The sequence below is a fragment of the Marinibacterium profundimaris genome (assembly GCF_002210095.1).
GTDB classification, from domain to species: Bacteria; Pseudomonadota; Alphaproteobacteria; order Rhodobacterales; family Rhodobacteraceae; genus Marinibacterium; species Marinibacterium profundimaris.
The window spans coordinates 149,403-172,901 of sequence record NZ_AQQR01000008.1 but is presented as its reverse complement, the minus strand read 5'-3'; the positions used below and the strand labels follow the sequence as shown (position 1 = coordinate 172,901).

Below are 23,499 nucleotides of genomic sequence, written 5' to 3'. Positions count from 1 at the left end.
TGAGGCGTTGTCCGGTCAAGCCTGTCCTTAGGCCAGCCCCGCACCTGCCGGACCACGTTCCTCACACCGCGGCCATGCCGTCGGCGATCAGACCGGCAGGCCCACCACAAAGCGCGCGCCAAGCGGTTCCGAGGTGATGTCGGCCTCTGTCGGGCGGATGTTCTCGGCCCAGATCACGCCGCCGTGGGCCTCCACGATCTGCTTGGAGATCGCGAGGCCAAGGCCGGAATTGTTGCCGAAATGCTCCTGCGGGCGCTGCGAGTAGAAGCGCTTGAAGATCTTGGTCAGCGCCTCCTCCGGGATGCCGGGGCCGGTGTCCTCGACCACCACGATCACCCGGCTTTGCCGTTTGCGCGCCCAGACGCGGATCGCGTCGCCATCCTCGCAGAAGGAAACCGCGTTGGTGATCAGGTTCACGAAGACCTGCGCCAGTCGCGCCTCGAGCCCGGTGACCTGGATCTCTTCCTTCGGCATGTCGGAAATGTAGTCGATCCCCTTCGACCGCGCGTCCTCGCCCAGGTACTGGTTGAGGTTGTCCAGCATGCGGACCAGGTCGAACGCCTCTTCCTCTTCCTTCACCAGTTCGCTGTCGAGCCGCGAGGCGTTGGAGATGTCGCTGACCAGCCGGTCCAGGCGACGCACGTCATGTTCGATCACGTCAAGCAGCTTCTCGCGCTGCTCCTCGCGCTTGACCAGGCGCAGCGTGCCCACCGCCGACCGCAGGCTGGCCAGCGGGTTCTTGATTTCATGCGCCACGTCGGCGGCGAATTGTTCGTTGCTGTCGATCCGGTTGTAGAGCGCCGTCACCATGCCGCGCAGCGCGCCCGACAGGCGGCCGATCTCGTCGGGGCGCGCGGTCAGATCGGGGATGCGGATGCGGCCCGGGTTCATCCGGCGCGCGTTCTTGTCACGCCCCAGCTCGGCCGCGGCGGCCAGGTCGCTGAGCGGGTTGGCGATGGTCGAGGCCAGCACCAGCGACAGCCCGACCGAGACCAGCAGGATCACCAGGAACAGCTGCAGCACCCGTTCGCGTTCACTGCGCACCAGCGCGTCGATCTCGCCCGAGGGGCTGGCGGCGGCGACCACACCGACGACGGTATCGCCCTGCAGGATCGGGGTGACCGCCGAAAAGACGGTGCCGCCGGCCGTGTCGATCCCGGTCTGAACCCGTGTGGTGCCGGCCAGCGCCGCGGGCAGCATGCCGCGCAGCTGATCCTCCAGCGAGGGGACGGCTGTGCCGGAACTGGGCGACAGGAAGCCCGAGACGGTCTTGCCCACGGCGGCAAGCACGTCGCTGAGCGGCGTGTGCGTCTCTTCGGACGGGGCCAGGGCGCTCAGCGCCGGGCTCTGGTCCGTGGCCAGCACATCGCCCACCTGGACCTGGTTTGTGTCAAAAACATGCACCGCCAGCCCGTTGCGCAGGTTCAGCCGGTCCAGCACCGCCTGCACCTGCACCCCGTCCCCGGCGGCCAGGTTGACCGGCGCACCGGTGGGCAGCTGCGCCTCGAACACGTCGGCGATCAGCTGCGATTCCGCCACCAGCGAATTGGCGCGCTGCCGCACCAGGTCATTGCGCGAGACGTTGAGGTACAGGATCCCCGCAAAGAGGATCGTCAGCGCGATAAGGTTGAAGGTGATGATCTTGCGCGTCAGAGGCGACGCCCGCAGGGAAAACGGCCCCCGCCGCGCCCGCTTGTCGCGCAGCTCGACCTCGGCCGAGGTTTCCGGCGCAACCCAGTCGTCGCCCAGCATGACATCCCCGACGCGGTGCGCCGGGCGGGCCTGTTTGCTGGTCTTTTTGCCGGCTCCCCGAAACGACTTCGTCGATTTCGGCGACCGGGCCGATCCCGAAATATCGCGCAGAAAGCCTCTGTCCGCGAAGCTCATGATATATCTTTATTCTTCGTTGTAACGGTAGCCGATCCCATAGAGCGTCTCGATCGCCGAGAAGTCCGGGTCGGCGGTCCGCATCTTCTTGCGCAGGCGCTTGATGTGGCTGTCGATGGTACGATCGTCCACGTAAACCTGATCGTCATAGGCGACATCCATCAGCTGATCGCGGCTTTTGACAAAGCCGGGCCGCTGGGCCAGGGCCTGCAAAAGCAGGAATTCGGTGACCGTGAGAGAGACATCGTTGCCCTTCCAGGTCACCGCGTGGCGCAGCGGATCCATGCGCAGATGCCCGCGTTCCATCACCTTGGCCTCGGGGCCTTCGCCCACCGTATCCCCGGCCACGGCATCCTGGCGGCGCAAAAGCGCGCGAATCCGTTCGACCAGAAGGCGTTGGGAAAACGGCTTTTTCACGTAGTCATCGGCGCCCATCCGCAGACCGAGCACCTCGTCGATCTCATCGTCCTTGGATGTCAGGAAAATTACTGGCATAGTACTTTTCTGACGCAGGCGCTGCAGCAGGTCCATCCCGTCCATGCGCGGCATCTTGATGTCCAGAACGGCCATGTCGGGCAGCTTCTTGTTGAAAGCATCCAGTGCGGCCTGGCCGTCGTTATAGGTTTCTACCTCGAAGCCCTCGGCTTCGAGGGTCATAGATACGGACGTCAGAATGTTTCTGTCGTCGTCGACCAGAGCGATCTTGGACATGTGGGTTGGCCCTCATACTGCTCAAACGTGTTCTTTTTCTGGCATTATGATCGCGCTCGTCCGGTCGAATCAATCACATTGTGCGAATCACGCTGTATACTTCGCATATTTGACCAAAAAACTCTTATCAGGTGCTGAACAACCACAGGTCTGGCGACTCTTGAGTGACCGTCAGAAAGATGGTTGCGCTAAAGATCGCTTTGGTGGCGCTAACCCCTCTCTCGGGCGCTGTTCATCGCCGACAGCCTCGTGCTAAGACCTCGATGTCATACTTAGGAAATTGGGCAACCGCCCAATATGGCTAGATTTTTTTCGACAATGTGATGTCGGACCACAGGAGACATGCTCATGACAACGGGACGGGTTAACCCGCAGTTTCGCCTCGAAGATCAAGGGATCGAGGGGCTGGGCGCCGTCTATTACAACCTCATCGAGTCCGATCTCGTCGAAGTCGCGCTCAAGAGGGAGGAAGGCACGCTTGGCCGCGGAGGGGCGCTTCTGGTGACAACCGGAACGTTCACCGGCCGGTCGCCCAAGGACAAGCACATCGTCAAGACCGCGGACGTTGCCGACAACATCTGGTGGGAAAACAACGCCGCGATGGAGCCCGAGGCCTTCGACCAGCTGCATGCCGACATGCTGGAGCACATGAAGGGCCGAGACTACTTTGTGCAGGACCTCGTCGGCGGGGCCGATCCGGCCCAGTCGATCCACTGCCGGATGATCACGGAACTTGCCTGGCACAGCCTGTTCATCCGCCACATGCTGCGCCGTCCCGACCGCGAGGATCTGGACAGTTTCGTGGCCGATTACACGGTGATCAACTGCCCGACCTTCAAGGCCGATCCGGCCAGGCACGGCTGCCGGTCCGAGACGGTGATCGCGATGAACTTCGCCAAGAAGCTCATCCTGATCGGCAACACCGAGTATGCCGGCGAGAACAAGAAATCGATCTTCTCGCTGCTGAACTACCTGCTGCCCGAGAAGGGCATCATGCCGATGCACTGCTCGGCCAACCATGCGCCGGGCAACCCGGTGGACACCGCCGTCTTCTTCGGGCTTTCGGGCACCGGCAAGACGACGCTGTCGGCCGATCCGGCGCGCGTCCTGCTGGGCGACGACGAACACGGCTGGTCGGATCGCGGCACCTTCAACTTCGAAGGCGGCTGCTATGCCAAGACCATCAGCCTCAACCCCGAGGCCGAGCCGGAAATCTACGCAACGACCGAGAAGTTCGGCACGATCATCGAGAACATGGTCTTCGATCCCGAGACCAAGGAGCTTGATTTCGAGGATGACAGCCTGACCGCCAACATGCGGTGCGCCTATCCGTTGGAGTATATCTCGAACGCGTCCTCGACCGGCCTCGGCGGCCATCCGAAGAACGTGATTATGCTGACCTGCGACGCCTTCGGGGTCCTGCCCCCGATCGCGCGGCTGACGCCGGCGCAGGCGATGTACCACTTCCTGTCGGGCTTCACCGCCAAGGTCGCCGGGACCGAGCGTGGTGTGACCGAGCCGCAGCCGACCTTCTCGACCTGCTTCGGCGCGCCCTTCATGCCGCGGCGTCCGGAAGTCTATGGCAACCTGCTGCGCGAGAAGATCGCCCAGCACGGCGCGACCTGCTGGCTGGTTAACACCGGCTGGACCGGCGGCGCCTATGGCACCGGCTCGCGCATGCCGATCAAGGCGACCCGCGCGCTGCTGACCGCGGCGCTGGACGGCAGCCTTGGCAAGGTGACCTTCCGCAAGGATCCGAACTTCGGCTTCGAAGTGCCGGTCTCGGTGCCGGGCGTGCCGGACCTGCTTCTGGATCCGCGCCGCACCTGGGGCGATCCGGAGGGCTATGACGCGCAGGCGACCAAGCTGGTGCAGATGTTCGCCGACAACTTCGCGCAGTACGATCCCTTTATCGACGACGACGTAAAGGCCGTGGCGATCGGCTGAAGCTGAACGGTTTCAAGGAATTGGCGGGCGTCCCACTTGGGGCGCCCGTTTTCTTTGGGGGCTCTGCCCCCGTCCTCCGCTGGAGGACTCCCCCGGAGGTATTTCAGCCAAGAAGAAGCAGGGGCGTGGCGCTTAGCCCGAAAGGCCGCGCAGGATGAGGCTGCAGCCGGCGACGGTGAGGACTGCCAGCGTGGCCTTGCGGAAGACGCGCTGGTCGATGCGGTCGTGCAGGGCCTGGCCGATCATCAGGCCGGTGACCGCGGGGACGACCATCACCGCCGAGAAGGGCAGCGTTTCGGGGCGCAGCACGCCCGAGGTCAGGTGTGCGGCCACCAGCGCGACGGCGCCCATGCCGTAGATCACGCCCTGGACGCGCATCTGCTCTGATTTCTCGGTGTTCAGCGCGGTCAGGTAGGCCACCGTAGGCGGGCCCCAGACGCCGGAGAAGCCGCCGATGAAGCCGGCGACGGCGGCGACGATCGCCTCGGTCCGGGCATTGGGGGACTGAAGGCGGACCTCGCGGCCCAGTAGCTGCGATGCGGCGAAGAGGGTGATCGGGATGCCGATCATCAGAAGCATCACGTCACCCGGCAGGATGCGCACGAGCTGGGCGCTGGAAAACAGGAAGATTGCCCCGATTCCCAGAAACAGCCGGAACCGTTTCACCGAGGACCAGGCCGCCGCCAGACCCTGCCGCAAGGCCTGGATCCCGTTGGTGACCAGGGTCGGCAGGATCAGCCCCGCCAGGGAAATATCCGTTGGAAGAAAAAGGTTTAGGCCGGAGACCAGCACCATCGGCATGGCAAAGCCCACCAGCCCCTTCACGGTTCCGGCCAGAAGACCCACCATGAAGGCCAGTATCATTTGCGAGGGTGTGAGGAAGGGAAAGAGCTCGGCCATGTGGGTGGCTTTAGCACTCCGGGCTGGCGGATGCCGCAGGAAATCGGCTGCGTAATTTTCCGCAACAAACGCAGGTCACAAAGAATTTTTCTTGCGCTGCACCTGCGAAGGCCCTACACCCGGGCGCGCGGTAAGAGGATGTGAACATGGCTCATGACGGACAGGACCCGATTGTCGAGGACCAGGCGCTGCTGCCGGACCTTCTGACGCTTACGAAGGCGGCGGTGACGCCGGCGGAGGAGATCCTTGGGGTCGCGCGCGCGAGGGTGCGGGCGATGGTCAGCGAGGGGGACCGGGTTTCGGCGAAGCTGGTGGAGGCGCATCAGACCGCGGCGCACGGATTTGCGTGGCTGGCGACCTACGTGCAGGTGCTGCAGCAGATGCAGGCCTGGGCAGAGAAGCTGGAGCGCGACGGCAGGTTCGGCGAGATGGAGCAGCTGATCCACCAGATCGCCTTTGGCGAATACCTCTGGCAGATCTACGGCGGGATCCCGATGAGCCAGGGAGAAATCCTGCGGCTTCAGGACCTTGGGCTGAGCCAGGACGACATGCGCGGGCTGATGATCGAGCCGGTGATGGAGCTGAGCCAGAAGGGCAACAGCCAGGCGGCGCGGCTGCGGCTGGTGGCGCTGATGCGCGACCGGCGGGCCGAGACGATCTTTGGGGCGTCGGGGCTCGACGAAGAGCTGGAGATGATCCGGGAGCAGTTCCGCCGCTATGCCGTCGACAAGGTGGAACCCTTTGCCCACGAATGGCACCTGAAGGATGAGCTTATCCCGATGGAAGTCATTGAAGAGCTTGCGGAAATGGGCGTCTTTGGCCTGACCATTCCCGAAGAGCACGGCGGCTTCGGGCTGTCCAAGGCGTCGATGGTCGTGGTGTCGGAGGAGCTGTCGCGCGGGTATATCGGCGTGGGCAGCCTTGGCACGCGGTCGGAGATCGCGGCCGAGCTGATCATGGCCGGCGGCACCGAGGAGCAGAAGGCGAAATGGCTGCCGAAACTGGCCAGCGGAGAGATCCTGCCGACCGCCGTTTTCACCGAGCCGAACACCGGATCGGACCTTGGGAGCCTGCGGACAAGGGCAGTGAAGGACGAGAACGGCGATTACAGGGTGACCGGGAACAAGACCTGGATCACCCATGCCGCGCGCACGCACGTCATGACACTGCTGGCGCGGACGGACCCGGAAACCACTGATTACAAAGGGCTTTCCATGTTCCTGGCGGAGAAGACGCCGGGTACGGATGCAGAGCCCTTCCCGACCGAGGGCATGACCGGCGGCGAGATCGAGGTGCTGGGCTATCGCGGCATGAAGGAATACGAGCTGGGGTTCGACAACTTCCACGTGAAGGGCGAGAACCTGCTGGGCGGCGAAGAAGGCCGCGGCTTCAAGCAGCTGATGGAGACCTTCGAGAGCGCCCGGATCCAGACCGCCGCACGTGCCATCGGGGTGGCGCAATCGGCGCTGGACATTTCGATGCAATATGCCGAGGACCGCAAGCAATTCGGCAAGTCTCTGATAGAATTTCCCCGTGTTGCCAACAAGTTGGCGATGATGGCTGTGGAGACGACCATCGCGCGGCAGCTGACCTATTACTCGGCCTTCGAAAAGGACCAGGGCCATCGCTGCGATGTCGAGGCCGGGATGGCCAAGCTGCTGGGCGCACGCATCGCCTGGGCGGCGGCGGACAACGGGTTGCAGATCCACGGCGGCAACGGCTTTGCGATGGAATACAAGATCAGCCGCGTGCTGTGCGATGCGCGGATCCTGAACATCTTCGAAGGGGCCGCCGAGATCCAGGCCCAGGTCATCGCCCGGCGCCTGCTGGGCTGAATTGACCGTTTTGTACAAATCTCAAAAGCCCCCTCGGGGGCTTTTGTCCGTTTTGTACAAAGCGAAATCGGCGGGGATTTGGTGGTGAACCGGCCCTGATCGGGGGGGGCGAATGGTGGCCTTGCGGGGATTTGCACCTGCAGAAACCGGCGGGCTGTGCAGGCGCAGAAAAGTTCATGGAGCGGGCGCCGTGCAACGCCCCCCTGCCCCGCAGGTCGCGTCAGCCGCGTCCGCGATAGGGCGGCACGCCCTGGTCGGGGATCCAGACATCCGAAGGCGTCTGACCCGTCTGCCAGAACACGTCGATCGGGATGCCGCCGCGCGGGTACCAGTAGCCGCCGATGCGCAGCCATTGCGGATCGAGGAAATCCACCAGACGGCGGGCGATCGAGATCGTGCAATCCTCGTGAAAGGCGCCGTGGTTGCGGAAGGACCCGAGGTAGAGCTTCAGCGACTTGCTTTCGACCAGCCAGCCGCCGGGCACGTAGTCGATCACCAGATGCGCGAAATCGGGCTGGCCGGTCATCGGGCAGAGCGAGGTGAATTCGGGCGCGGTGAAGCGGACGCAATAGGCCACGTCGGACTGCGGGTTGGGGACACGCTCCAGCTCGGCGGCCTCGGGGCTTTCGGGCAGGCGGGTGTCGCTGCCCAGCTGCCTCAGATCGCCGTAGATGTTTTCCATGGGCCCCGCCCCTTCCCGTGATGATCGGGGCATCATAGATCCCCGCCGAGGCGGCGACAATCGGCGCCCCCTGCGGCCCCGCCGCCCGGAGGCGCTCGCATTCACGGGCGCTTTTGCTAGGGTGGCGGCAGTTTTCGGATCGGACGGTATTTCATGACCCAACACGTTGTTCTCGTCACCGGCGCGACCGGCTTCATCGCACGCCATATCGTGCTTCAGCTGCTGGAGGCGGGGCATTCCGTCGTCGGATCGGTGCGCAGCCTGTCGTCCGAAACCGAGCTGCGCGCGGCGCTGGCGGAGAAGCTGGCCGATCCAGCCACGCTCGACCGGCTGCGGCTGGTGGAGCTGGACATGGACGCCAACGACGGCTGGATGGAAGCGATGGAGGGCGTGGACGTGGTGATGCACACCGCCTCGCCGGTGCCCGACGGCAAGGGCGAGATCGGCGAGGATTTCATCACCACCGCCATCGGCGGCACGCTGCGGGCCTGCAAGGCGGCTTACGCCAGCGGCATCCGGCGGATCATCGTGACCTCGTCCATCGCGGCGATCATGGGCGCGCCGGGCCATGACAACGGCGAGGATTTCGACGAAAGCGACTGGTCGGATCCGAACCGGCCGAACGCGAACAATTATTCGAAGTCCAAGACCCTGTCGGAACGCGCGCTGTGGGAGTGGGTGGAGACCGAGGCGCCGGAGGCGAAGGTCACCACGATCAACCCGGCCTTCGTGATGGGCCCGCCGCTGAGCAAGGGCAAGGTGCCATCGTCGCTCAACATCGTGGCGCGGCTGCTCGACGGGGTGGACCCGGGGCTGCCGAACGTCAACCTGCCCATCGTCGACGTGCGCGACGCGGCCCGGATGCATGTGCTGGCGATGGATCTGCCCGTGACCGAGGGCAAGCGGTACATCTGCAGCGAAAGCCAGATGAACTGGATCGAGATCGCCGAGCTTCTGCGCGAGACCTGCCCGGACCGCCCGGTGCCGGCGCGGAAGGTGCCGAAGCTGATGCTGAAGCTGGCCGGCGTCTTCCGGCCCGAGGCGCGGGCGATGGCCGCCGGCTGGGGCAAGAGCTATCCGATGTCGAACCGCCGGGCGCGGGCGGACATGGGGATGGAGTTCATCTCGGCCCCGGAATCGATCCGGGAAACGGCGCTGGACCTGGTGGCCAAGGGGATGCTGGAAAAGCCTTGACCGGTCCGGATGCAGGACGGAGCATGGGCGCGCGCGGCCCCTGGGTCGGGACGTGGCGTCACGGGCCACGTGACGTCGCGCCGCCGCCACGGGCGGACGGGGCGTCCTTGAAACACCGGTGGCGCGGGCCCCATGTCCTGCGCGCTGTTGCGGAGATCATCGGAGGACCCATCATGAAACGCATCCTGACCGCCCTGACCCTGTCCCTGCTGGCCGGCACCGCCTTTGCGGCGGACAGCCTGCACACCCATGCCGGCGACCGGACCTGGGTGCTGGAGGCCATCGGCGGAGAGCCCTTCACCGCGGAGGCCACGCTGATCGTGTCCGAGGACGGGCGCATCGCGGGCAAGGCGCCCTGCAACAGCTACACCGGCGCGATGGAGGCGGCCTATCCGTCCTTTGAGCCCGGGCCGATCATGTCGACGCGCATGATGTGCCCCGAGGATGCGGCCGAGCGGACGTTCTTCCAGGCGCTGAAAACGATGCGCGAGGTCGAGGTTCTGGACGACGTGATGGTGCTGCGGTCCGAGGACGGCGACGAGATGGTGTTCCGCGCCGCCGAGTGAGCGCGAGTGAGCGCGCTCAGAGCCTGCGGGCGAAGGCCGCCATGAGGCGGGCGCGGGCCTCCGGCAGGGGCTTGTCGCCCAGTTCGGGCGCGAGGTGCCGGTCGAGGAAATAGCCGGTGGCGGTGAGCGCCTCGGCGATCTCGGCATCCTCCGCCTCGCCCTGTCCGCGCAGGCAGGGCGGCAGGGGCAGCAGGTGTTCGGCCCAGTCTCCGGCGCCCTCGGCCGTCACCGCGCGGCCGGTGCGGGGCGAGACGCCGATCAGCCCGTCGGTGGCGCCGGTGACGGCGCAGCGCGTCAGGTCGAGGCCGAAGCCCATCTCGTCCAGCAGGGCAAGTTCCCATTGCAGGTAGGCCAGCGGCCAGACCTCGTCCTGGCCGAGCAGATCCAGCAGGCGTTCGGTGCGGGTGTAAAGCGCGGCATGGGGCTGGCGTTCGGGCAGGCAGAAGGCAAGCAGGCCGGTGACGGCGTTCAGCCCGGCGAGCGCCAGGCGCCCCGAGAGCGCGTTGGCGGCGCGGGAGCGGATGGGCTCGACCGTGTAGGCGCCGATGTGATCTTCGAGCCGGGCGCGCCAGGCGACGTCAAGCTGGGCGCCGGGCTGCAGGCTGGGCGCGATCCTGCGCGAGGTGCCGCCGCGCAGGACACCGGCATGGCGGCCGCGGGTTTCGGTGAAGACATCGAGGATCACCGAGGTCTCGCCGTGTTTGCGGGTGCGCAGGAGGATACCGGTGTCGCGCCAGTCCATGGGCTATTCCAGCGCCGGATCGTCAAGGAAGTGGCGGCCGCGGCGGTCCTCGACCTCGATCACCCAGAGGTCGGGATCAAAGCCGCGCTGTTTCGTGACAGAGGCGTCGACGTCGGGTTCCGGGCCCTGGGCGAGTTCGATCCACTTGCGGTTGCCGGTCATGAGATCGACGCTGCGCTGGTAGAGCGTGGCGGTGCCGTCGAGGGTGTTGAGCTTGATGAGGACGGCGCCGGCGGTGTCGTCGCCATGGGCGGTGACGAAGGCGGGGATGCCGTTGAGCGACAGGATCTGGCGGTAGGCGGAGACCCAAAAGGAGGTGGTCAGGCGCATGCGGGGCGCCCTTCGGGCGGAGGCGGCCCTTCGGGCCGGGCCGGGGGAGGCGCCCCTGCGGGGCGGGGTGTCGGTGGCGCCCCTGCGGGGCGATATCGGCGAGAGGTGTTTTGAGCCCTGCGGCGCTGAGATCTCGGGTTTCGAGGAAGCCGGTTTGACAAGAGGCACCCTGCATCGAACCTCGCCACATAGGGCCGCGCGTCGTTCAGGTCGCCGGCCCGGCTGCCCTTGGCGCATCGTTCGAGCGTGCCGGCTCGTTGACAGGACAGCTTCGGGGGGCAGGGCTCACACGGCACTTCAGAACCGGAGGTCATGAAAAGCCCCTGCCTCACTCCCCGCCGTCCTTGAAATCGAGCCCCATCTCGGAATAGCGCTCCGCCTCGTCCATCCATTTCTCGCGCACCTTCACCTGCAGGAACAGGTGCACCTTGCGGCCCAGGAACTCCTCCAGATCTTCGCGGGCCTGGGTCGACACCGTCTTGATCGTCTCGCCCTTCTTGCCCAGCACGATGCCCTTATGTCCGTCCCGCGCGACATAGATCACCTGGTCGATCCGGGCCGAGCCGTCCTTGCGCTCTTCCCAGCTCTCGGTCTCGACCGTCAGCTGGTAGGGCAGTTCCTGGTGCAGGCGCAGGGTCAGCTTCTCGCGGGTGATTTCGGCGGCGATCATGCGCATGGGCAGGTCCGCGATCTGGTCTTCGGGGTAGAGCCAGGGGCTTTCGGGCAGCTTGGCGGCGAGCCACTGGCGCAGGTCCTTCACGCCATGCCCCTTCTCGGCCGAGATCATGAAGGTCTCGACGAAGGAGAAGCGTTCGTTCAGGTCCTTTGTCAGCCCCAGCAGCGCGTCGGCCTTCACCCGGTCGATCTTGTTGATCGCCAGCGCCACGGGGCGGTCGCCGATCACCTCCGAGAGGTTTTCGAGGATCCGTTCCACCCCTTCGGTCACGCCGCGATGCGCCTCGACCAGCAGGACGATGATATCGGCATCCGCCGCCCCGCCCCAGGCCGCCGCGACCATGGCGCGATCCAGCCGGCGGCGCGGGCGGAAGAGGCCCGGCGTGTCGACGAAGACCAGCTGGCTGTCGCCCTCCATCGCGACGCCGCGGATGCGGGCGCGTGTGGTCTGGACCTTGTGGGTCACGATCGACACCTTCGCCCCCACCATGCGGTTGAGAAGCGTGGACTTGCCCGCGTTGGGCTCTCCGATCAGGGCGACAAAGCCGGCACGAGTGGACATGGAAACGGACCTTCGGGTTCAGGAACTGCAGATCTAGGCGAAAGTGGCGGGATTATCCAGTGTCAGCGCAGCGGCAGCCACCGGGACCGGGCGACCGAAGGGAGCCCGCCCCTTCCGCGCGACCGAAGGGAGCGCCCCCCACCCCGCGACCGAAGGGAGCGCCTTGCCGCACCGGGCCGAAGGCCCGACTCCCGCAGGGGCGACGAAAGGGCGTCAGCCCTGCAGCAGCCGATCCAGCAGCGCCTTGGCGGCGGCCTGTTCCGCCTGGCGTTTCGACCCGGCCTCGGCCTGCGCCTCGGTTCCGTCGGCCAGCCGCACGGCAATGGTGAAGCGCGGCGCATGGTCAGGGCCCGAGCGCGCCCGTTCCACGTAGCTTGGCGGCGTCTGGCCACGCGCCTGGGCCCATTCCTGCAGCGCGGTCTTGGCGTCGCGGGCATCGGCATCGACCCGGTTCACCCGGTCGCCCCAAAGCCGCATCACCAGGTCCTGCGCCGCGTCAAAGCCCGCGTCCACGTAGACCGCGGCGATCAGCGCCTCCAGCCCGTCGGCCAGCAGCGCCTCCTTGCGGCGCCCGCCCGAGAGCATCTCGGACCGGCCCAGCTTCAGCACCTCGCCCAGCCCGATCTCGCGCGCGACATCGGCGCAGGCCTCCTTGCGCACCAGCGCGTTGAAGCGCGGCGCCAGCTGGCCCTCGCGCGCGCCGGCATCGGCATCGAGCAGCGCGGTGGCCATCGCCAGCCCCAGCACCCGGTCGCCCAGGAATTCAAGCCGCTGGTTGTCCGGCCGCGTCGCCGTGGCGATGGAGCCATGGGTCAGCGCCTGGACCAGCAGTTCGGGGTTCGCGAAGCGATGCCCGATCCGCGTCTCGAAGGATTTCAGCTCGGCCGACAGTCTCAATCGATCCTCTTGAAGAAACGATCCCCGCGCCAGGTCCAGAAATACAGCATGGACCGCCCGGCGGAGGAGAACATGATGCGATCCGCGCGCCCGATCAGGTTCTCGTAGGGCACAAAGCCGACGCCCCCGGCCGTCTGCGGCACGCGGCTGTCGGTGGAGTTGTCGCGGTTGTCCCCCATGAAGAAGAAATGCCCTTCGGGGACGGTATAGACGCCGGTGTTGTCGAGCGAGGTGTTGCCGATGTTGAGGATCTCGTGAGAGACCCCGTTGGGCAGGGTTTCGATCTGGCGCTCCTTGAGGCAGACCCCGCCGTCGCCGACCGGGCCGTTTTCGCAGCGCGGGCGCAGGCCCTGGGGTCCCTGGGGGTCCATGATCTCTTCGAACACGCCGTCATCCTGAAGTTCGACCGGCACGTCGTTGATGATGAGAACGCCGTTTGTCACCTGGATCCGGTCGCCCGGCAGGCCGATCAGCCGCTTGATGAAATCGCGCCCCGTCACCGGGTGGCGGAAGACCACGACGTCGCCGCGCTCGGGCTCGCCGCCGAAAAGGCGGGTGTTGCCGCCCTTGGCAAAGCCGCAGATGTCCTCGGCGTCGATGTCCACGCCGAAGCGCGGGATGATGACCGAGGGGCACGACGCGTAGGAATAGCCGTAGGCCATCTTGTTGACGAAGAGGAAATCCCCGATCAGCAGGGTTTCCTTCATGGATCCGGAGGGGATCCAGAACGGCTGGAAGAACAGCGTGCGGAAGACGCCGGCGATCAGAAGCGCGTAGACGATGGTCTTGATCGTCTCGACTATGGCGTTTCCGGATTTGGTCTTTTCGGCCATGTGCTGCTCCGCCTGGCGTGTGTGTCGGGGGCTTCATGCGACCGGGCTTGGGGCAAGTCAACCCGGGGGATCGGGGGCGCCGCTTTGCGCGCCTGCGGTGTTTTCCCCGGGGGATGTGTTTTCCGGCGCCCAGTCACGCCTTTGTGCGGAGGCGATCCTTGCGCCCGGCGCGGGGCGCGGCGGACGCGAGGGTCCCGGTCGCGCGGCTCGGCCGGAGCAACGGGATCTCAGCCCTTGAAGGGCTTCATGCCCGCGCGCGCCAGCTCGTCCGCGCGTTCGTTTTCGGGATGGCCGGCGTGGCCCTTGACCCATTTCCAGGTCACGTCGTGGCGGGCCTGCGCCTCGTCCAGCCGCTGCCAGAGCTCGACATTCTTTACCGGCTTCTTGGCCGAGGTCTTCCAGCCGTTCCGCTTCCAGCCGTGGATCCAGCCCGTCACGCCGTTCTTCACATAGGCGCTGTCGGTCACCACGGTGATCTTCGACGGCTTGCCCAGCGTCTCAAGCGCGGTGATCGCGGCCATCAGCTCCATCCGGTTGTTGGTCGTCGCCGCCTCGCCGCCCGAAAGCTCGCGCGTCTTCTTGACCGTCTCGCCGTCCTTCGCCTGCAACAGGACGCCCCAGCCACCGGGGCCGGGGTTCCCGGAACAGGCCCCGTCGGTATAGGCAAAGATCTCAGCCATGGGCGAGCACCGCGATGGCATCCTCGGGCGCACCGGTCATGCCGGTGACCGTCATGGTTCGCGCGCTGGACAGGGTGAAGCCCGCGTCGCGCAGCAGCGCCTTCAGCTCATCCTCCCGGTAATAGGAATAGAACCGCCCGATCTTGTCCACTTTCTCTCCGTCTCCCAGTTTCAGCCCCAGAAACAGCAGCCCGCCGGGCCGCAGGGCCCGCTTCAGAGCGGCCAGATGTCCGGGGAACGCTGCCCGGGGCGCATGCAGCAACGAGAAGCTCGCCCAGATCCCGTCATAGGCGTCGACCTCGTCGATCTCGTCGAACCGGGCCTGCCGCGTCTCGATCCCCTCGACCCGAGCTGCCAGCCGCACCATCTCGGCCGAGGCATCGACCGCCAGAACCGAGAACCCCGCCCGCGCCATCACGTCCGCGGCATTGCCCGGCCCGCAGCCCAGGTCCAGGACCCGCGCGCCCGGCGGCAGGGCGGCCATGAACTCGTCCAGCGCCGGGTCCTTCAGCGTGTCGACCATGCGCGCGTAATCCTGCGCCTTCTCGTCGTAGACGCGGATCGTGTCGTCGTCGCTCACCAGATTACTCCCACGGACAGGCACAGGATCACCACGGCGGTCAGCCCGACACGCAGGCGCAGCCACCAGCCGGGGGTCAGCCCCCAGACGGAAAAGGCGATGTCGAGCAGCAGCAGCCCGGCAAAGCCGAAGATCAGGTTCATCCCCGCGCTGGTCGGGCCGCCGCCGGTCATGAAGAAGACCCAGAGCGCCGGCAGCACCGACAGCGCGTAACACACCTGTGCCAGCCGCCCCTGCGCCTTGGTCGCAAAGCCCCACAGAACGCCGGACATGAAGCTGAGGATCACCGAGCCATAGAAGAGCTGCACGTAGGGGCCGACGAACCGGCCGCCCAGCACCTCGATCCCCCAGCCGGACAGCGCGGGGCTGAGGTAGGTCAGCGCGCCCCAGACAAAGGGGATCAGCCCGGCAAGCCCCAGGGCCAGCGGCGCCTTCGGAATGCCGATCATGCCCGTTCCACCGCCAGCCGCGCCGCCAGCGCCGCGAAGATCGCGGCGAAGCTGCGGCTCATCCAGCGCAGCGCCGTTTCGCTTTCCAGCAGCCAGCGCCGGGCGGTGGAGGCGAAGGCGCCGTAGACCAGGAAGACCGCGAAGGTCAGGCCCATGAACACCGCGCCCAGGCCCACCATCTCGGCCGTGGCCGTCTCGGTCCGGCCCGAGAGAAACGGCGGCAGCAGCGCGAGGAAGAACAGCGAGAGTTTCGGGTTCAGGATGTTGATCAGCGCGCCGCGCCGGGCCACGCGCCAGCCGGGCTCGCCCGACTTGTCGGCGCTGACGGACATGGTGCCGTCGGTCTTCCACGCCTGCCAGGCGAGGTAGAGGAGATAGGCCACGCCCGCGAATTTCACCGCCTGGAACAGGACGGCCGAGGAATGCAGCACCGCCGCCAGCCCCAGCGTCGCCGCCAGCAGGTGCGGCACGATCCCGAAGGTGCACCCCAGCGCGGCCCAGGCCGAGGCGCGCGCCCCCTGCCCCAGCCCGATGGCCAGCGTATAGATGACACCCGTGCCCGGAACGAGCACGACAACGAAGGCGGTCAGGAGAAACTGCAGCGACATCGGCGTCACGCGGGCACGCGCAGCACGCGCGGCACCTTGAACTCGACCGTTTCCTTGGCGGTCTCGACCGTCTCGACCGTCACGTCGTAATGCGCGCGGAAGGCATCTACCACCTCGTTCACCAGCGCCTCGGGCGCCGAGGCCCCGGCGGTGATGCCGATGGCCGAGATCCCTTCGAGCGCGCGCCAGTCGATATCGCCTGCGCGCTGCACCAGCTGGGCATAGGAACAGCCCTCGCGCGCGCCGACCTCGACCAGGCGCTTGGAATTCGACGAATTCGGCGCGCCGACGACCAGCATCGCGTCGACCTTGCCGGCGATGGCCTTCACGGCCTCCTGCCGGTTGGTGGTGGCATAACAGATGTCTTCCTTGTGCGGCCCGACGATGGCCGGGAACCGCGCCTTGAGCGCGGCGACGATGTCGCGGGTGTCATCGACCGACAGCGTGGTCTGGGTGACGAAGGCCAGCCGTTCGGCGTCGCGCACGTCCACATGGGCCACGTCGGCGACCGTCTCCACCAGCAGGACCTCGCCCTCGGGCAGCTGGCCCATGGTGCCGACGGTCTCGGGGTGGCCGGCATGGCCGATCATGATCATCTGCAGCCCGTTCTCGAAATGGCGCTGCGCCTCGATATGGACCTTGCTGACCAGCGGGCAGGTGGCATCGACGAAAAGCATCTCGCGACGACCGGCCTCGGCCGGGACGGATTTCGGCACGCCATGGGCGGAAAAGATCACCGGCCGGTCGTCGGGGCAGTCTTCCAGCTCTTCCACGAAGACGGCGCCCTTCTCGCGCAGGCCGTCGACGACGAACTTGTTGTGCACGATCTCGTGACGCACGTAGACCGGCGCGCCCCATTTCTCGAGCGCCATCTCGACGATCTTGATCGCCCGGTCCACGCCGGCGCAGAAGCCGCGCGGGGCGGCCATGTGTATGGTGAGAGGTGGTCTGGTCATTCCATCGTCTCCTCGGCCCGCGAAACGGCGGCGCCTGTCGGTCCCCTTGGTCCCTCCACATCGGCCCGGCGTCAACCCGGTCTTTGCCAGGTCGCGCCATGCTGCCGCCCGGGTGCGGGGGGCGGGCGGGGCAGGAGAGCACCGGTGCATGAGGCCTGGAACGGCAAGGCCCGCGCCGCGTTCGGGCGCGGGCCTGACCCGATCCGTCTTTCGCCCCCCGAACATACGAGACGCCCGTTACCGCCCCCGGGGGCCACAGGCGTCGTGGACAGGCTGCGGCGAGGCTCAGGCGTTGCCGCCGGCCACGGTAATGTTGCGATCCGACTGATTTTCGCGCGGGGGGCGTCCGATCACTTCCTTGAGCTCTTCGAGCTCGATGAAGTTGTCGGCCTGCCGGCGCAGGTCATCGGAGATCATCGGCGGCTGGCTGCGGATCGTGGAGACGACGGACACCCGCACACCCTGACGCTGGAGGCTTTCGACCAGCGGGCGGAAATCCCCGTCGCCGGAGAACAGCACGATGTGATCGACCCGCGGCGCAAGTTCCATAGCATCGACGGCCAGTTCGATGTCCATGTTGCCCTTGACTTTGCGGCGCCCCATGCTGTCAGTGTATTCCTTGGCGGGCTTCGTCACCATGGTGAACCCGTTGTAGTGCAACCAGTCCACCAGCGGCCTGATCGGGGAATACTCGTCGTTTTCCAGCAGAGCGGTATAGTAGAACGCCCTAAGCAGCTTTCCCCGCCGCATGAATTCCATACGGAGAAGCTTGTAGTCGATATCAAATCCGAGCGCCTTTGCCGCTGCGTAAAGGTTTGATCCGTCGATGAACAGCGCAAGCCGTTCGTCCTTGTAAAACATCAATATGTCCTTCCGGTAGCGCGCCCGCCTTCAACCCATCCTAGTGGTCTTCGAAATTCGCGGCGATACGGCTTTCCAAATATTAAGGATGAATAAGGGCAAGAAACCCCGTGAACCCTGGGAAATAGTGAAAAACATGACCGACCCATGGTCAAGCGTAATCATCTGTCTCGGTGCAAACCTGCCGCTACGTACGGATTCGGCTGATGATACACTTCGCAAAGCGATCGCCCGATTGGCCCAGGAGGGCGTAAGTGTCGATGCTGTAAGCCGTTTCTTCCTGACACCGTGCTTTCCGGCGGGCGCCGGGCCAGATTACGTCAATGCGGCCATTACGGCAACTAGCCGTATGTCGCCTGACATACTCCTGCAGCTTTTGCATGAAATCGAAACGGAGTTCGGAAGAAACCGCAAAACGAGATGGGGCCAGAGGACACTCGACCTGGACCTGATTGCGTTCGGTGACCGTATCTTGCCCGATCTGGAAGGGTATCACGCGTGGGAAAGCCTGCCTGTCGACCGGCAGCAGCTTTCGGCGCCGGACCGGCTGGTGCTGCCGCACCCCCGGATGCAGGACCGTGCCTTCGTGCTGGTGCCGCTGATGGATATCGCGCCGGACTGGCGCCACCCCGTGTCCGGCCTGACAATCCGGACCATGGTCGCAGCCCTGCCCGAGGCCGACATCGACGCGGTTCGTCCGCTTTGACGTGAAATCTCCGCTTGTCAAGCGATAGATTCGCCGTTAGGCATTCGTTTCCGGCCCCGACATATTCAGTACTGGAGTACTCCCATGGCCCGCGTGACGGTTGAAGATTGCGTTGACAAGGTTCCGAACCGGTTCGAGCTCGTCCTGCTCGCCGCACATCGTGCGCGCGAAGTGTCGTCCGGCGCGCCGATCACGGTGGACCGCGACAATGACAAGAACCCCATCGTCGCCCTGCGCGAGATCGCCGAGGAAACCCAGAGCGCCGAGGAGCTGCGCGAGCGGCTGATCGAGTCGAACCAGAACCAGATCGAGGTCGACGAGCCCGAAGAGGACGCGATGGCGCTTCTCATGGGGGCCGAGCCCGACAAGCCGGCCGAGGACGACATGTCCGAGGAGAAACTCCTCCGGGCGCTGATGGAGGCGCAGGGACAGGGCTGACCTCCTGCTCCTGAAAGGCATGCGGACCAGATGATTGCGGCTGAAGATCTGATTGCACTGGTCCGCAACTACAATCCAAAGACCAACGCCGACCTGATCGCCGAGGCCTATGGCTTCGGCAAGGCCATGCACGAAGGCCAGTTCCGGCATTCGGGTGAACCCTATTTCACCCACCCCGTCGCCGTCGCCGCGATCCTGACGGAACAGCGGCTGGACGATGCGACGATCATCACCGCCCTGCTGCACGACACGATCGAGGACACCAAGGCCTCGTATACCGAGATCAGCAAGCTGTTCGGCGAGGAAATCGCCATGCTGGTCGACGGCGTGACCAAGCTGACCAACCTGCAGCTTTCGTCGCGCGAAACCAAGCAGGCCGAGAACTTCCGCAAGCTCTTCATGGCGATGTCCAAGGACCTGCGGGTGATCCTGGTCAAGCTGGCCGACCGCCTGCACAACATGCGCACCATCAAGGCGATGCGCGCCGACAAGCAGATGCAGAAGGCGCGCGAGACGATGGACATCTATGCGCCGCTCGCCGGCCGGATGGGCATGCAGTGGATGCGCGAAGAGCTTGAGGATCTCGCCTTCCGCGTGCTCAACCCCGAAGGCCGCCAGTCGATCATCCGGCGCTTCATCACGCTGCAGCGCGAAACCGGCGACGTGATCCACCGCATCACGGGCGACATGCGCCACGAGCTGGAGAAGGTCGGGATCGAGGCCGAGGTCTTCGGCCGCGCCAAGAAACCCTATTCGATCTGGCGCAAGATGCAGGAGAAGAAGCAGGGCTTCTCGCGGCTCTCCGACATCTACGGCTTCCGCGTGATCACCACCTCGGACGAGGATTGCTATCGCGCGCTCGGCGCCATCCACACCCGCTGGCGCGCCGTGCCGGGGCGGTTCAAGGATTACATCAGCCAGCCGAAATCCAACGGCTACCGGTCGATCCACACCACCGTGTCGGGCCGCGACGGCAAGCGGGTGGAGGTGCAGATCCGCACCGGCCAGATGCATGACGTGGCCGAAACCGGCGTCGCGGCGCACTGGTCCTACCGGGACGGCGTGCGCTCGGAGAACCCCTTTGCCGTCGATCCGGCAAAGTGGATTTCCCAGCTGACCGAACAATTCGACGCCGAGGAGGATCACGACGAGTTCCTCGAAGCGGTCAAGCTGGAGATGTATTCGGACCAGGTCTTCTGCTTCACGCCCAAGGGCGACGTGGTGAAGCTGCCGCGCGGGGCGACCCCGATCGACTATGCCTACGCGATCCATACCCGCATCGGTTCGGCCTGCGTCGGCGCCAAGGTCGACGGCATCCGCGTGCCGCTGTGGACCCGGCTGAAGAACGGACAAAGCTGCGAGATCATCACCGCCGAGGGCCAGACGCCCCAGGCCAGCTGGCTTGACATCGCGACCACCGGCAAGGCCCGCACCGCGATCCGCCGCGCCCTGCGCGAAGCCGACCGCGAACGCTTTGTCCGGCTCGGGCAGGAGCTGGCCCGCGCGGCCTTCGAACATGTCGGGCGCAAGGCCACCGACAAGGTGCTGGAAACCGCCGCCCGCCACCTGCGGCTGGAAGATCGCGCAACGCTGCTGGCCCGCCTCGGCAGTGCCGAGCTGACGTCCCACGAAGTGGTCCAGGCTGTCTATCCGGAACTGACCGCGAACGAGGTCGACCAGATCGAACCGCGCCGCGCGGTCATCGGTCTGGAGGCCGGGCAGAGCTTTGAGCGCGCGCCCTGCTGTCAGCCGCTGCCGGGCGAGCGCATCGTCGGCATCACCTATCGGGGCAAGGGCGTGGTGGTGCACGCCATCGACTGCGAGCGTCTCAGCGAATTCGAGGACCAGCCCCAGCGCTGGGTCGATCTGCACTGGCACGCAGGCACCCACCCGGCGGTCTACGAGGCGACGCTTGATGTCACGATCGGCAACGATGCGGGCGTACTGGGGCGAATCTGCACATTGATCGGAGAAAAAAAGGCCAATATCTCGGATCTGAACTTTGTGGATCGGAAACCCGATTTTTACCGCCTACATGTTCACGTGGAACTGCGCGACATCGAACAGCTGCATTCGCTCATGCTCATGCTCGAAGCCGAAAGCGACGTGGCCTCGGTCGCAAGGTTCCGCGAGCCGCCGCGCCGGGACACCGGTTTGCGCTGAGGCATCTGAACGAGCGGGAAGAGGTACGCGCGTCGTGTTCAAACGACGAGACAGACGGGGACGGCTTCGGCAGGCGGCGGATTTCGTTTATCCGCCGGGTGGCTGGGCGCGCGCGTTTCAGTATGCGAAACATAGGGTGCGGCGGCTGCCGGACAAGCCCGAGCGCATCGCGCGCGGCATCTGGGCCGGGGTCTTTACCGCATTCACGCCGTTCTACGGGTTGCATTTCATCGTCGCGATGCTGCTGGCGCGGATCATGAACGGCAACATTCTGGCGTCGCTGATGGGCACCTTCGTGGGCAACCCGCTGACCTATTTCCCGATCGCGGTGATCTCGCTCCAGACCGGGCATTTCCTGCTGGGGACCAACGCGCGGCACCTGACCGAACGCTCTTTCGGGGGCAAGTTCGCGGATGCGGGGAACGACCTTGTCCACAATTTCTTCGCGCTCTTCACCGATGCGACGACCGACTGGACCGGGCTGATCGTGTTCTATCACGAGATCTTCTTTCCCTACCTGGTCGGCGGGCTGCTGCCCGGGCTGATCGCCGCGACGGTCTGCTACTACATCACGGTGCCCGTGATCCGCGCCTACCAGAACCGCCGCGCGATGAAGATCCGCAAGAAGTTCGACGAGCTGAAGGCCAATGCCGCCGCCGCGCCGAAAAGGTCGGCTGACGCGGGATCGGATGCGCGCTAGAAGCGGTGATGAATCCCGACGGCAGGAGTATCCCATGTCCCCAACCGGCCCCCTGCGCCTTGGCGTGAACATCGACCACGTGGCCACCGTGCGCAACGCCCGCGGCGGCGCCTATCCCGATCCGCTGCGCGCGGCCCGCATCGCCGAGGCCGCCGGCGCCGACGGGATCACCGCCCATCTGCGCGAAGACCGCCGCCACATCTCGGATGCGGATATCGAGGCGCTGGCCGCCGAGCTGTCCGTGCCGCTGAACTTCGAGATGGCCGCCACCGAGGAGATGCAGGCCATCGCCCTGCGCCACCGCCCCCACGCCGTCTGCATCGTGCCCGAACGGCGCGAGGAGCGCACGACCGAGGGCGGGCTGGAGGTTGCCCGCGAGGAAAACCGCCTGGCCCATTTCATCGCGCCACTGCGCGAGGCCGGCTGCCGGGTGTCGATCTTCATCGCCGCCGACCGCCGCCAGATCGACGCCGCCCACCGCATCGGCGCCCAGGTGATCGAGCTGCACACCGGCGCCTATTGCGACGCCCATGCCGAGGGGCGCGAAGCCGACCGCGACCGCGAGCTTGACGCCCTGCGCGAGATGTCCGCCTATGGCCATTCCCTGGGCCTGGAGATCCACGCCGGCCACGGGCTGACCTACGACACGGTCAAGCCCGTCGCCGCCTTCCCCGAGGTGATGGAGCTGAACATCGGCCATTTCCTCATCGGTGAGGCGATCTTCCTCGGGCTCGACCCGGCGATCCGCGAGATGCGCCGCCTGATGGACGAGGCCCGCGCGTGACACCTCGCATTCGGGGACCAAGAAAATTCGCCGAATTTTCTCGGCACCCCGCACCATGATCCTCGGCATCGGCACCGACCTCGCCAATATCGACCGGATCGCGCGCACCCTCGACCGCTTTGGCGACCGCTTCCGCAACCGTGTCTTCACCGAGACCGAGCAGCGCAAGTCCGAGTGCCGGCAGGACGTGGCCGGCACCTACGCCAAACGATGGGCCGCGAAGGAGGCCTGTTCCAAGGCGCTTGGCACCGGCCTGCGCATGGGCATCGCCTGGAAGGACATGGCCGTGTCGAACATCGACACCGGACAGCCTGTCATGGAGGTCACCGGCTGGGCGAAGGACCGGCTTGACGCGCTGACCCCCCCGGGCCACGCTGCGGTCATCCATGTCACCCTGACCGACGATCACCCCTGGGCCCAGGCCTTCGTGGTGATCGAGGCCCGGCCGGCCTGACGCACAGTCCACCGGATTGAACGTGGCCGGAGGCGGCGTTTGGCCGGGGTCGCGGGTCAGCGGCGCCGGGGATGTCATGACCGTTGCAGCTCCGGCCCCCGGAGCCGTGTGTCAGCGCTTCGGTCCGTAGGTCTGCCAGAGCCAGATCAAAAGGATCGCGCCGAGGACGGCGCCGACGAAGCCGGCCATGGCACCGGCGATCGTCAGCAGGAAGCGCAGGACGAGGCCACCGATCAGGGCGCCGAAGATGCCGATGGCAATCGTGGTGACGATATCCGCCTCGATCCGCATGAGGCGGGTGGCGATGAAGCCCGCGGCCGCGCCGACGATGATCAGAAGGAGGATGGGCATCGCTGCGG

26 protein-coding genes are annotated in these 23,499 nt (G+C 66.0%); 10 read left to right on the top strand and 16 right to left on the bottom strand.

The window, feature by feature from the left end; genetic code table 11:
- Positions 1–87: 87 nt before the first annotated feature.
- The gene (locus ATO3_RS18225) at positions 88–1,752 is read right to left on the bottom strand and encodes a sensor histidine kinase (protein WP_233152207.1); all 1,665 of its coding nucleotides are present in this window, start codon (positions 1,750–1,752) and stop codon (positions 88–90) included.
- 144 nt (positions 1,753–1,896) lie between these two features.
- On the bottom strand, positions 1,897–2,598 hold the full coding sequence (locus tag ATO3_RS18220; protein ID WP_088651320.1) for a response regulator transcription factor: 702 nt from the start codon (positions 2,596–2,598) through the stop codon (positions 1,897–1,899).
- A gap of 348 nt (positions 2,599–2,946) precedes the next feature.
- On the opposite strand from ATO3_RS18220, the gene ATO3_RS18215 reads away from it, so the two are divergent.
- On the top strand, positions 2,947–4,545 hold the full coding sequence (locus ATO3_RS18215; RefSeq protein ID WP_088651319.1) for a phosphoenolpyruvate carboxykinase: 1,599 nt from the start codon (positions 2,947–2,949) through the stop codon (positions 4,543–4,545).
- 132 nt (positions 4,546–4,677) lie between these two features.
- Here the strand turns inward: ATO3_RS18215 and ATO3_RS18210 are convergent, their stop codons facing one another.
- Positions 4,678–5,445, bottom strand: a complete 768-nt coding sequence (locus ATO3_RS18210) for a sulfite exporter TauE/SafE family protein (protein ID WP_088651318.1) — start codon at positions 5,443–5,445, stop codon at positions 4,678–4,680.
- Positions 5,446–5,591: 146 nt separating this feature from the next.
- Here ATO3_RS18210 and ATO3_RS18205 point away from each other — a divergent pair, with 146 nt between their 5' ends.
- Positions 5,592–7,280 carry an acyl-CoA dehydrogenase family protein gene (locus tag ATO3_RS18205; RefSeq protein ID WP_088651317.1) on the top strand — a complete coding sequence of 563 codons (1,689 nt, stop codon included), beginning with the start codon at positions 5,592–5,594 and terminating at the stop codon, positions 7,278–7,280.
- Between the two features lie 220 nt (positions 7,281–7,500).
- Here the strand turns inward: ATO3_RS18205 and queF are convergent, their stop codons facing one another.
- On the bottom strand, positions 7,501–7,962 hold the full coding sequence (gene queF, locus ATO3_RS18200) for a preQ(1) synthase (protein WP_088651316.1): 462 nt from the start codon (positions 7,960–7,962) through the stop codon (positions 7,501–7,503).
- Between the two features lie 153 nt (positions 7,963–8,115).
- Between queF and ATO3_RS18195 the strand changes: the two genes are divergently transcribed.
- Both ATO3_RS18195 and ATO3_RS18190 read left to right on the top strand, forming a co-directional pair.
- On the top strand, positions 8,116–9,156 hold the full coding sequence (locus ATO3_RS18195) for an SDR family oxidoreductase (RefSeq protein ID WP_088651315.1): 1,041 nt from the start codon (positions 8,116–8,118) through the stop codon (positions 9,154–9,156).
- Between the two features lie 173 nt (positions 9,157–9,329).
- On the top strand, positions 9,330–9,722 hold the full coding sequence (locus ATO3_RS18190) for an META domain-containing protein (protein ID WP_158217995.1): 393 nt from the start codon (positions 9,330–9,332) through the stop codon (positions 9,720–9,722).
- A gap of 16 nt (positions 9,723–9,738) precedes the next feature.
- Here the strand turns inward: ATO3_RS18190 and recO are convergent, their stop codons facing one another.
- The 11 genes from recO to ATO3_RS18135 all read right to left on the bottom strand — a co-directional run bounded on the left by recO (position 9,739) and on the right by ATO3_RS18135 (position 17,895).
- Positions 9,739–10,464 carry a DNA repair protein RecO gene (gene recO, locus ATO3_RS18185; RefSeq protein ID WP_088651313.1) on the bottom strand — a complete coding sequence of 242 codons (726 nt, stop codon included), beginning with the start codon at positions 10,462–10,464 and terminating at the stop codon, positions 9,739–9,741.
- Between the two features lie 3 nt (positions 10,465–10,467).
- A complete protein-coding gene (locus ATO3_RS18180) occupies positions 10,468–10,794 on the bottom strand; it encodes a DUF1491 family protein (RefSeq protein ID WP_088651312.1) in 327 nt (108 codons plus the stop codon).
- A 328-nt stretch (positions 10,795–11,122) separates the two neighbouring features.
- Positions 11,123–12,031, bottom strand: coding sequence for a GTPase Era (gene era, locus ATO3_RS18175; RefSeq protein ID WP_088651311.1), 909 nt, complete (start codon positions 12,029–12,031; stop codon positions 11,123–11,125).
- 213 nt (positions 12,032–12,244) lie between these two features.
- Positions 12,245–12,928: a ribonuclease III gene (gene rnc, locus ATO3_RS18170; protein WP_088651310.1), complete on the bottom strand. Its 684-nt coding sequence runs from the start codon at positions 12,926–12,928 to the stop codon at positions 12,245–12,247.
- Complete coding sequence (gene lepB, locus ATO3_RS18165) at positions 12,925–13,761, bottom strand: signal peptidase I (protein ID WP_088651309.1); 837 nt, start codon at positions 13,759–13,761, stop codon at positions 12,925–12,927. Before lepB ends, rnc begins: the two co-directional genes overlap by 4 nt.
- A 227-nt stretch (positions 13,762–13,988) precedes the next feature.
- Entirely contained in the window at positions 13,989–14,441 is a 453-nt protein-coding gene (gene rnhA / locus ATO3_RS18160) for a ribonuclease HI (RefSeq protein WP_088651308.1), read from the bottom strand.
- On the bottom strand, positions 14,434–15,021 hold the full coding sequence (locus ATO3_RS18155) for a class I SAM-dependent methyltransferase (protein ID WP_088651307.1): 588 nt from the start codon (positions 15,019–15,021) through the stop codon (positions 14,434–14,436). Before ATO3_RS18155 ends, rnhA begins: the two co-directional genes overlap by 8 nt.
- Positions 15,018–15,470: a DUF3429 domain-containing protein gene (locus ATO3_RS18150; RefSeq protein ID WP_088651306.1), complete on the bottom strand. Its 453-nt coding sequence runs from the start codon at positions 15,468–15,470 to the stop codon at positions 15,018–15,020. Before ATO3_RS18150 ends, ATO3_RS18155 begins: the two co-directional genes overlap by 4 nt.
- Complete coding sequence (locus ATO3_RS18145; RefSeq protein ID WP_088651305.1) at positions 15,467–16,078, bottom strand: LysE family translocator; 612 nt, start codon at positions 16,076–16,078, stop codon at positions 15,467–15,469. The genes ATO3_RS18150 and ATO3_RS18145 overlap by 4 nt, the downstream gene beginning before the upstream one ends.
- 5 nt (positions 16,079–16,083) lie before the next feature.
- Positions 16,084–17,034 (bottom strand): 4-hydroxy-3-methylbut-2-enyl diphosphate reductase, encoded by a 951-nt coding sequence (gene ispH / locus ATO3_RS18140; RefSeq protein ID WP_088651304.1) that lies wholly within the window; start codon positions 17,032–17,034, stop codon positions 16,084–16,086.
- A gap of 285 nt (positions 17,035–17,319) precedes the next feature.
- A complete protein-coding gene (locus ATO3_RS18135; protein WP_088651303.1) occupies positions 17,320–17,895 on the bottom strand; it encodes a LabA-like NYN domain-containing protein in 576 nt (191 codons plus the stop codon).
- A 136-nt stretch (positions 17,896–18,031) separates the two neighbouring features.
- Here ATO3_RS18135 and folK point away from each other — a divergent pair, with 136 nt between their 5' ends.
- The 6 genes from folK to acpS all read left to right on the top strand — a co-directional run bounded on the left by folK (position 18,032) and on the right by acpS (position 23,140).
- Entirely contained in the window at positions 18,032–18,601 is a 570-nt protein-coding gene (gene folK / locus ATO3_RS18130) for a 2-amino-4-hydroxy-6-hydroxymethyldihydropteridine diphosphokinase (RefSeq protein ID WP_088651302.1), read from the top strand.
- Positions 18,602–18,685: 84 nt separating this feature from the next.
- Entirely contained in the window at positions 18,686–19,039 is a 354-nt protein-coding gene (rpoZ, locus tag ATO3_RS18125) for a DNA-directed RNA polymerase subunit omega (RefSeq protein ID WP_088651301.1), read from the top strand.
- Positions 19,040–19,069: 30 nt separating this feature from the next.
- Positions 19,070–21,202 carry a RelA/SpoT family protein gene (locus tag ATO3_RS18120; protein ID WP_088651300.1) on the top strand — a complete coding sequence of 711 codons (2,133 nt, stop codon included), beginning with the start codon at positions 19,070–19,072 and terminating at the stop codon, positions 21,200–21,202.
- A 34-nt stretch (positions 21,203–21,236) separates the two neighbouring features.
- Positions 21,237–21,902: a DUF2062 domain-containing protein gene (locus ATO3_RS18115; RefSeq protein WP_233152206.1), complete on the top strand. Its 666-nt coding sequence runs from the start codon at positions 21,237–21,239 to the stop codon at positions 21,900–21,902.
- Positions 21,903–21,936: 34 nt separating this feature from the next.
- The gene (locus ATO3_RS18110; RefSeq protein WP_088651298.1) at positions 21,937–22,686 is read left to right on the top strand and encodes a pyridoxine 5'-phosphate synthase; all 750 of its coding nucleotides are present in this window, start codon (positions 21,937–21,939) and stop codon (positions 22,684–22,686) included.
- Between the two features lie 55 nt (positions 22,687–22,741).
- Positions 22,742–23,140, top strand: coding sequence for a holo-ACP synthase (gene acpS / locus ATO3_RS18105; RefSeq protein WP_088651297.1), 399 nt, complete (start codon positions 22,742–22,744; stop codon positions 23,138–23,140).
- A gap of 111 nt (positions 23,141–23,251) precedes the next feature.
- Here the strand turns inward: acpS and ATO3_RS18100 are convergent, their stop codons facing one another.
- Positions 23,252–23,491: a GlsB/YeaQ/YmgE family stress response membrane protein gene (locus ATO3_RS18100; RefSeq protein ID WP_088651296.1), complete on the bottom strand. Its 240-nt coding sequence runs from the start codon at positions 23,489–23,491 to the stop codon at positions 23,252–23,254.
- Positions 23,492–23,499 lie beyond the last annotated feature (8 nt).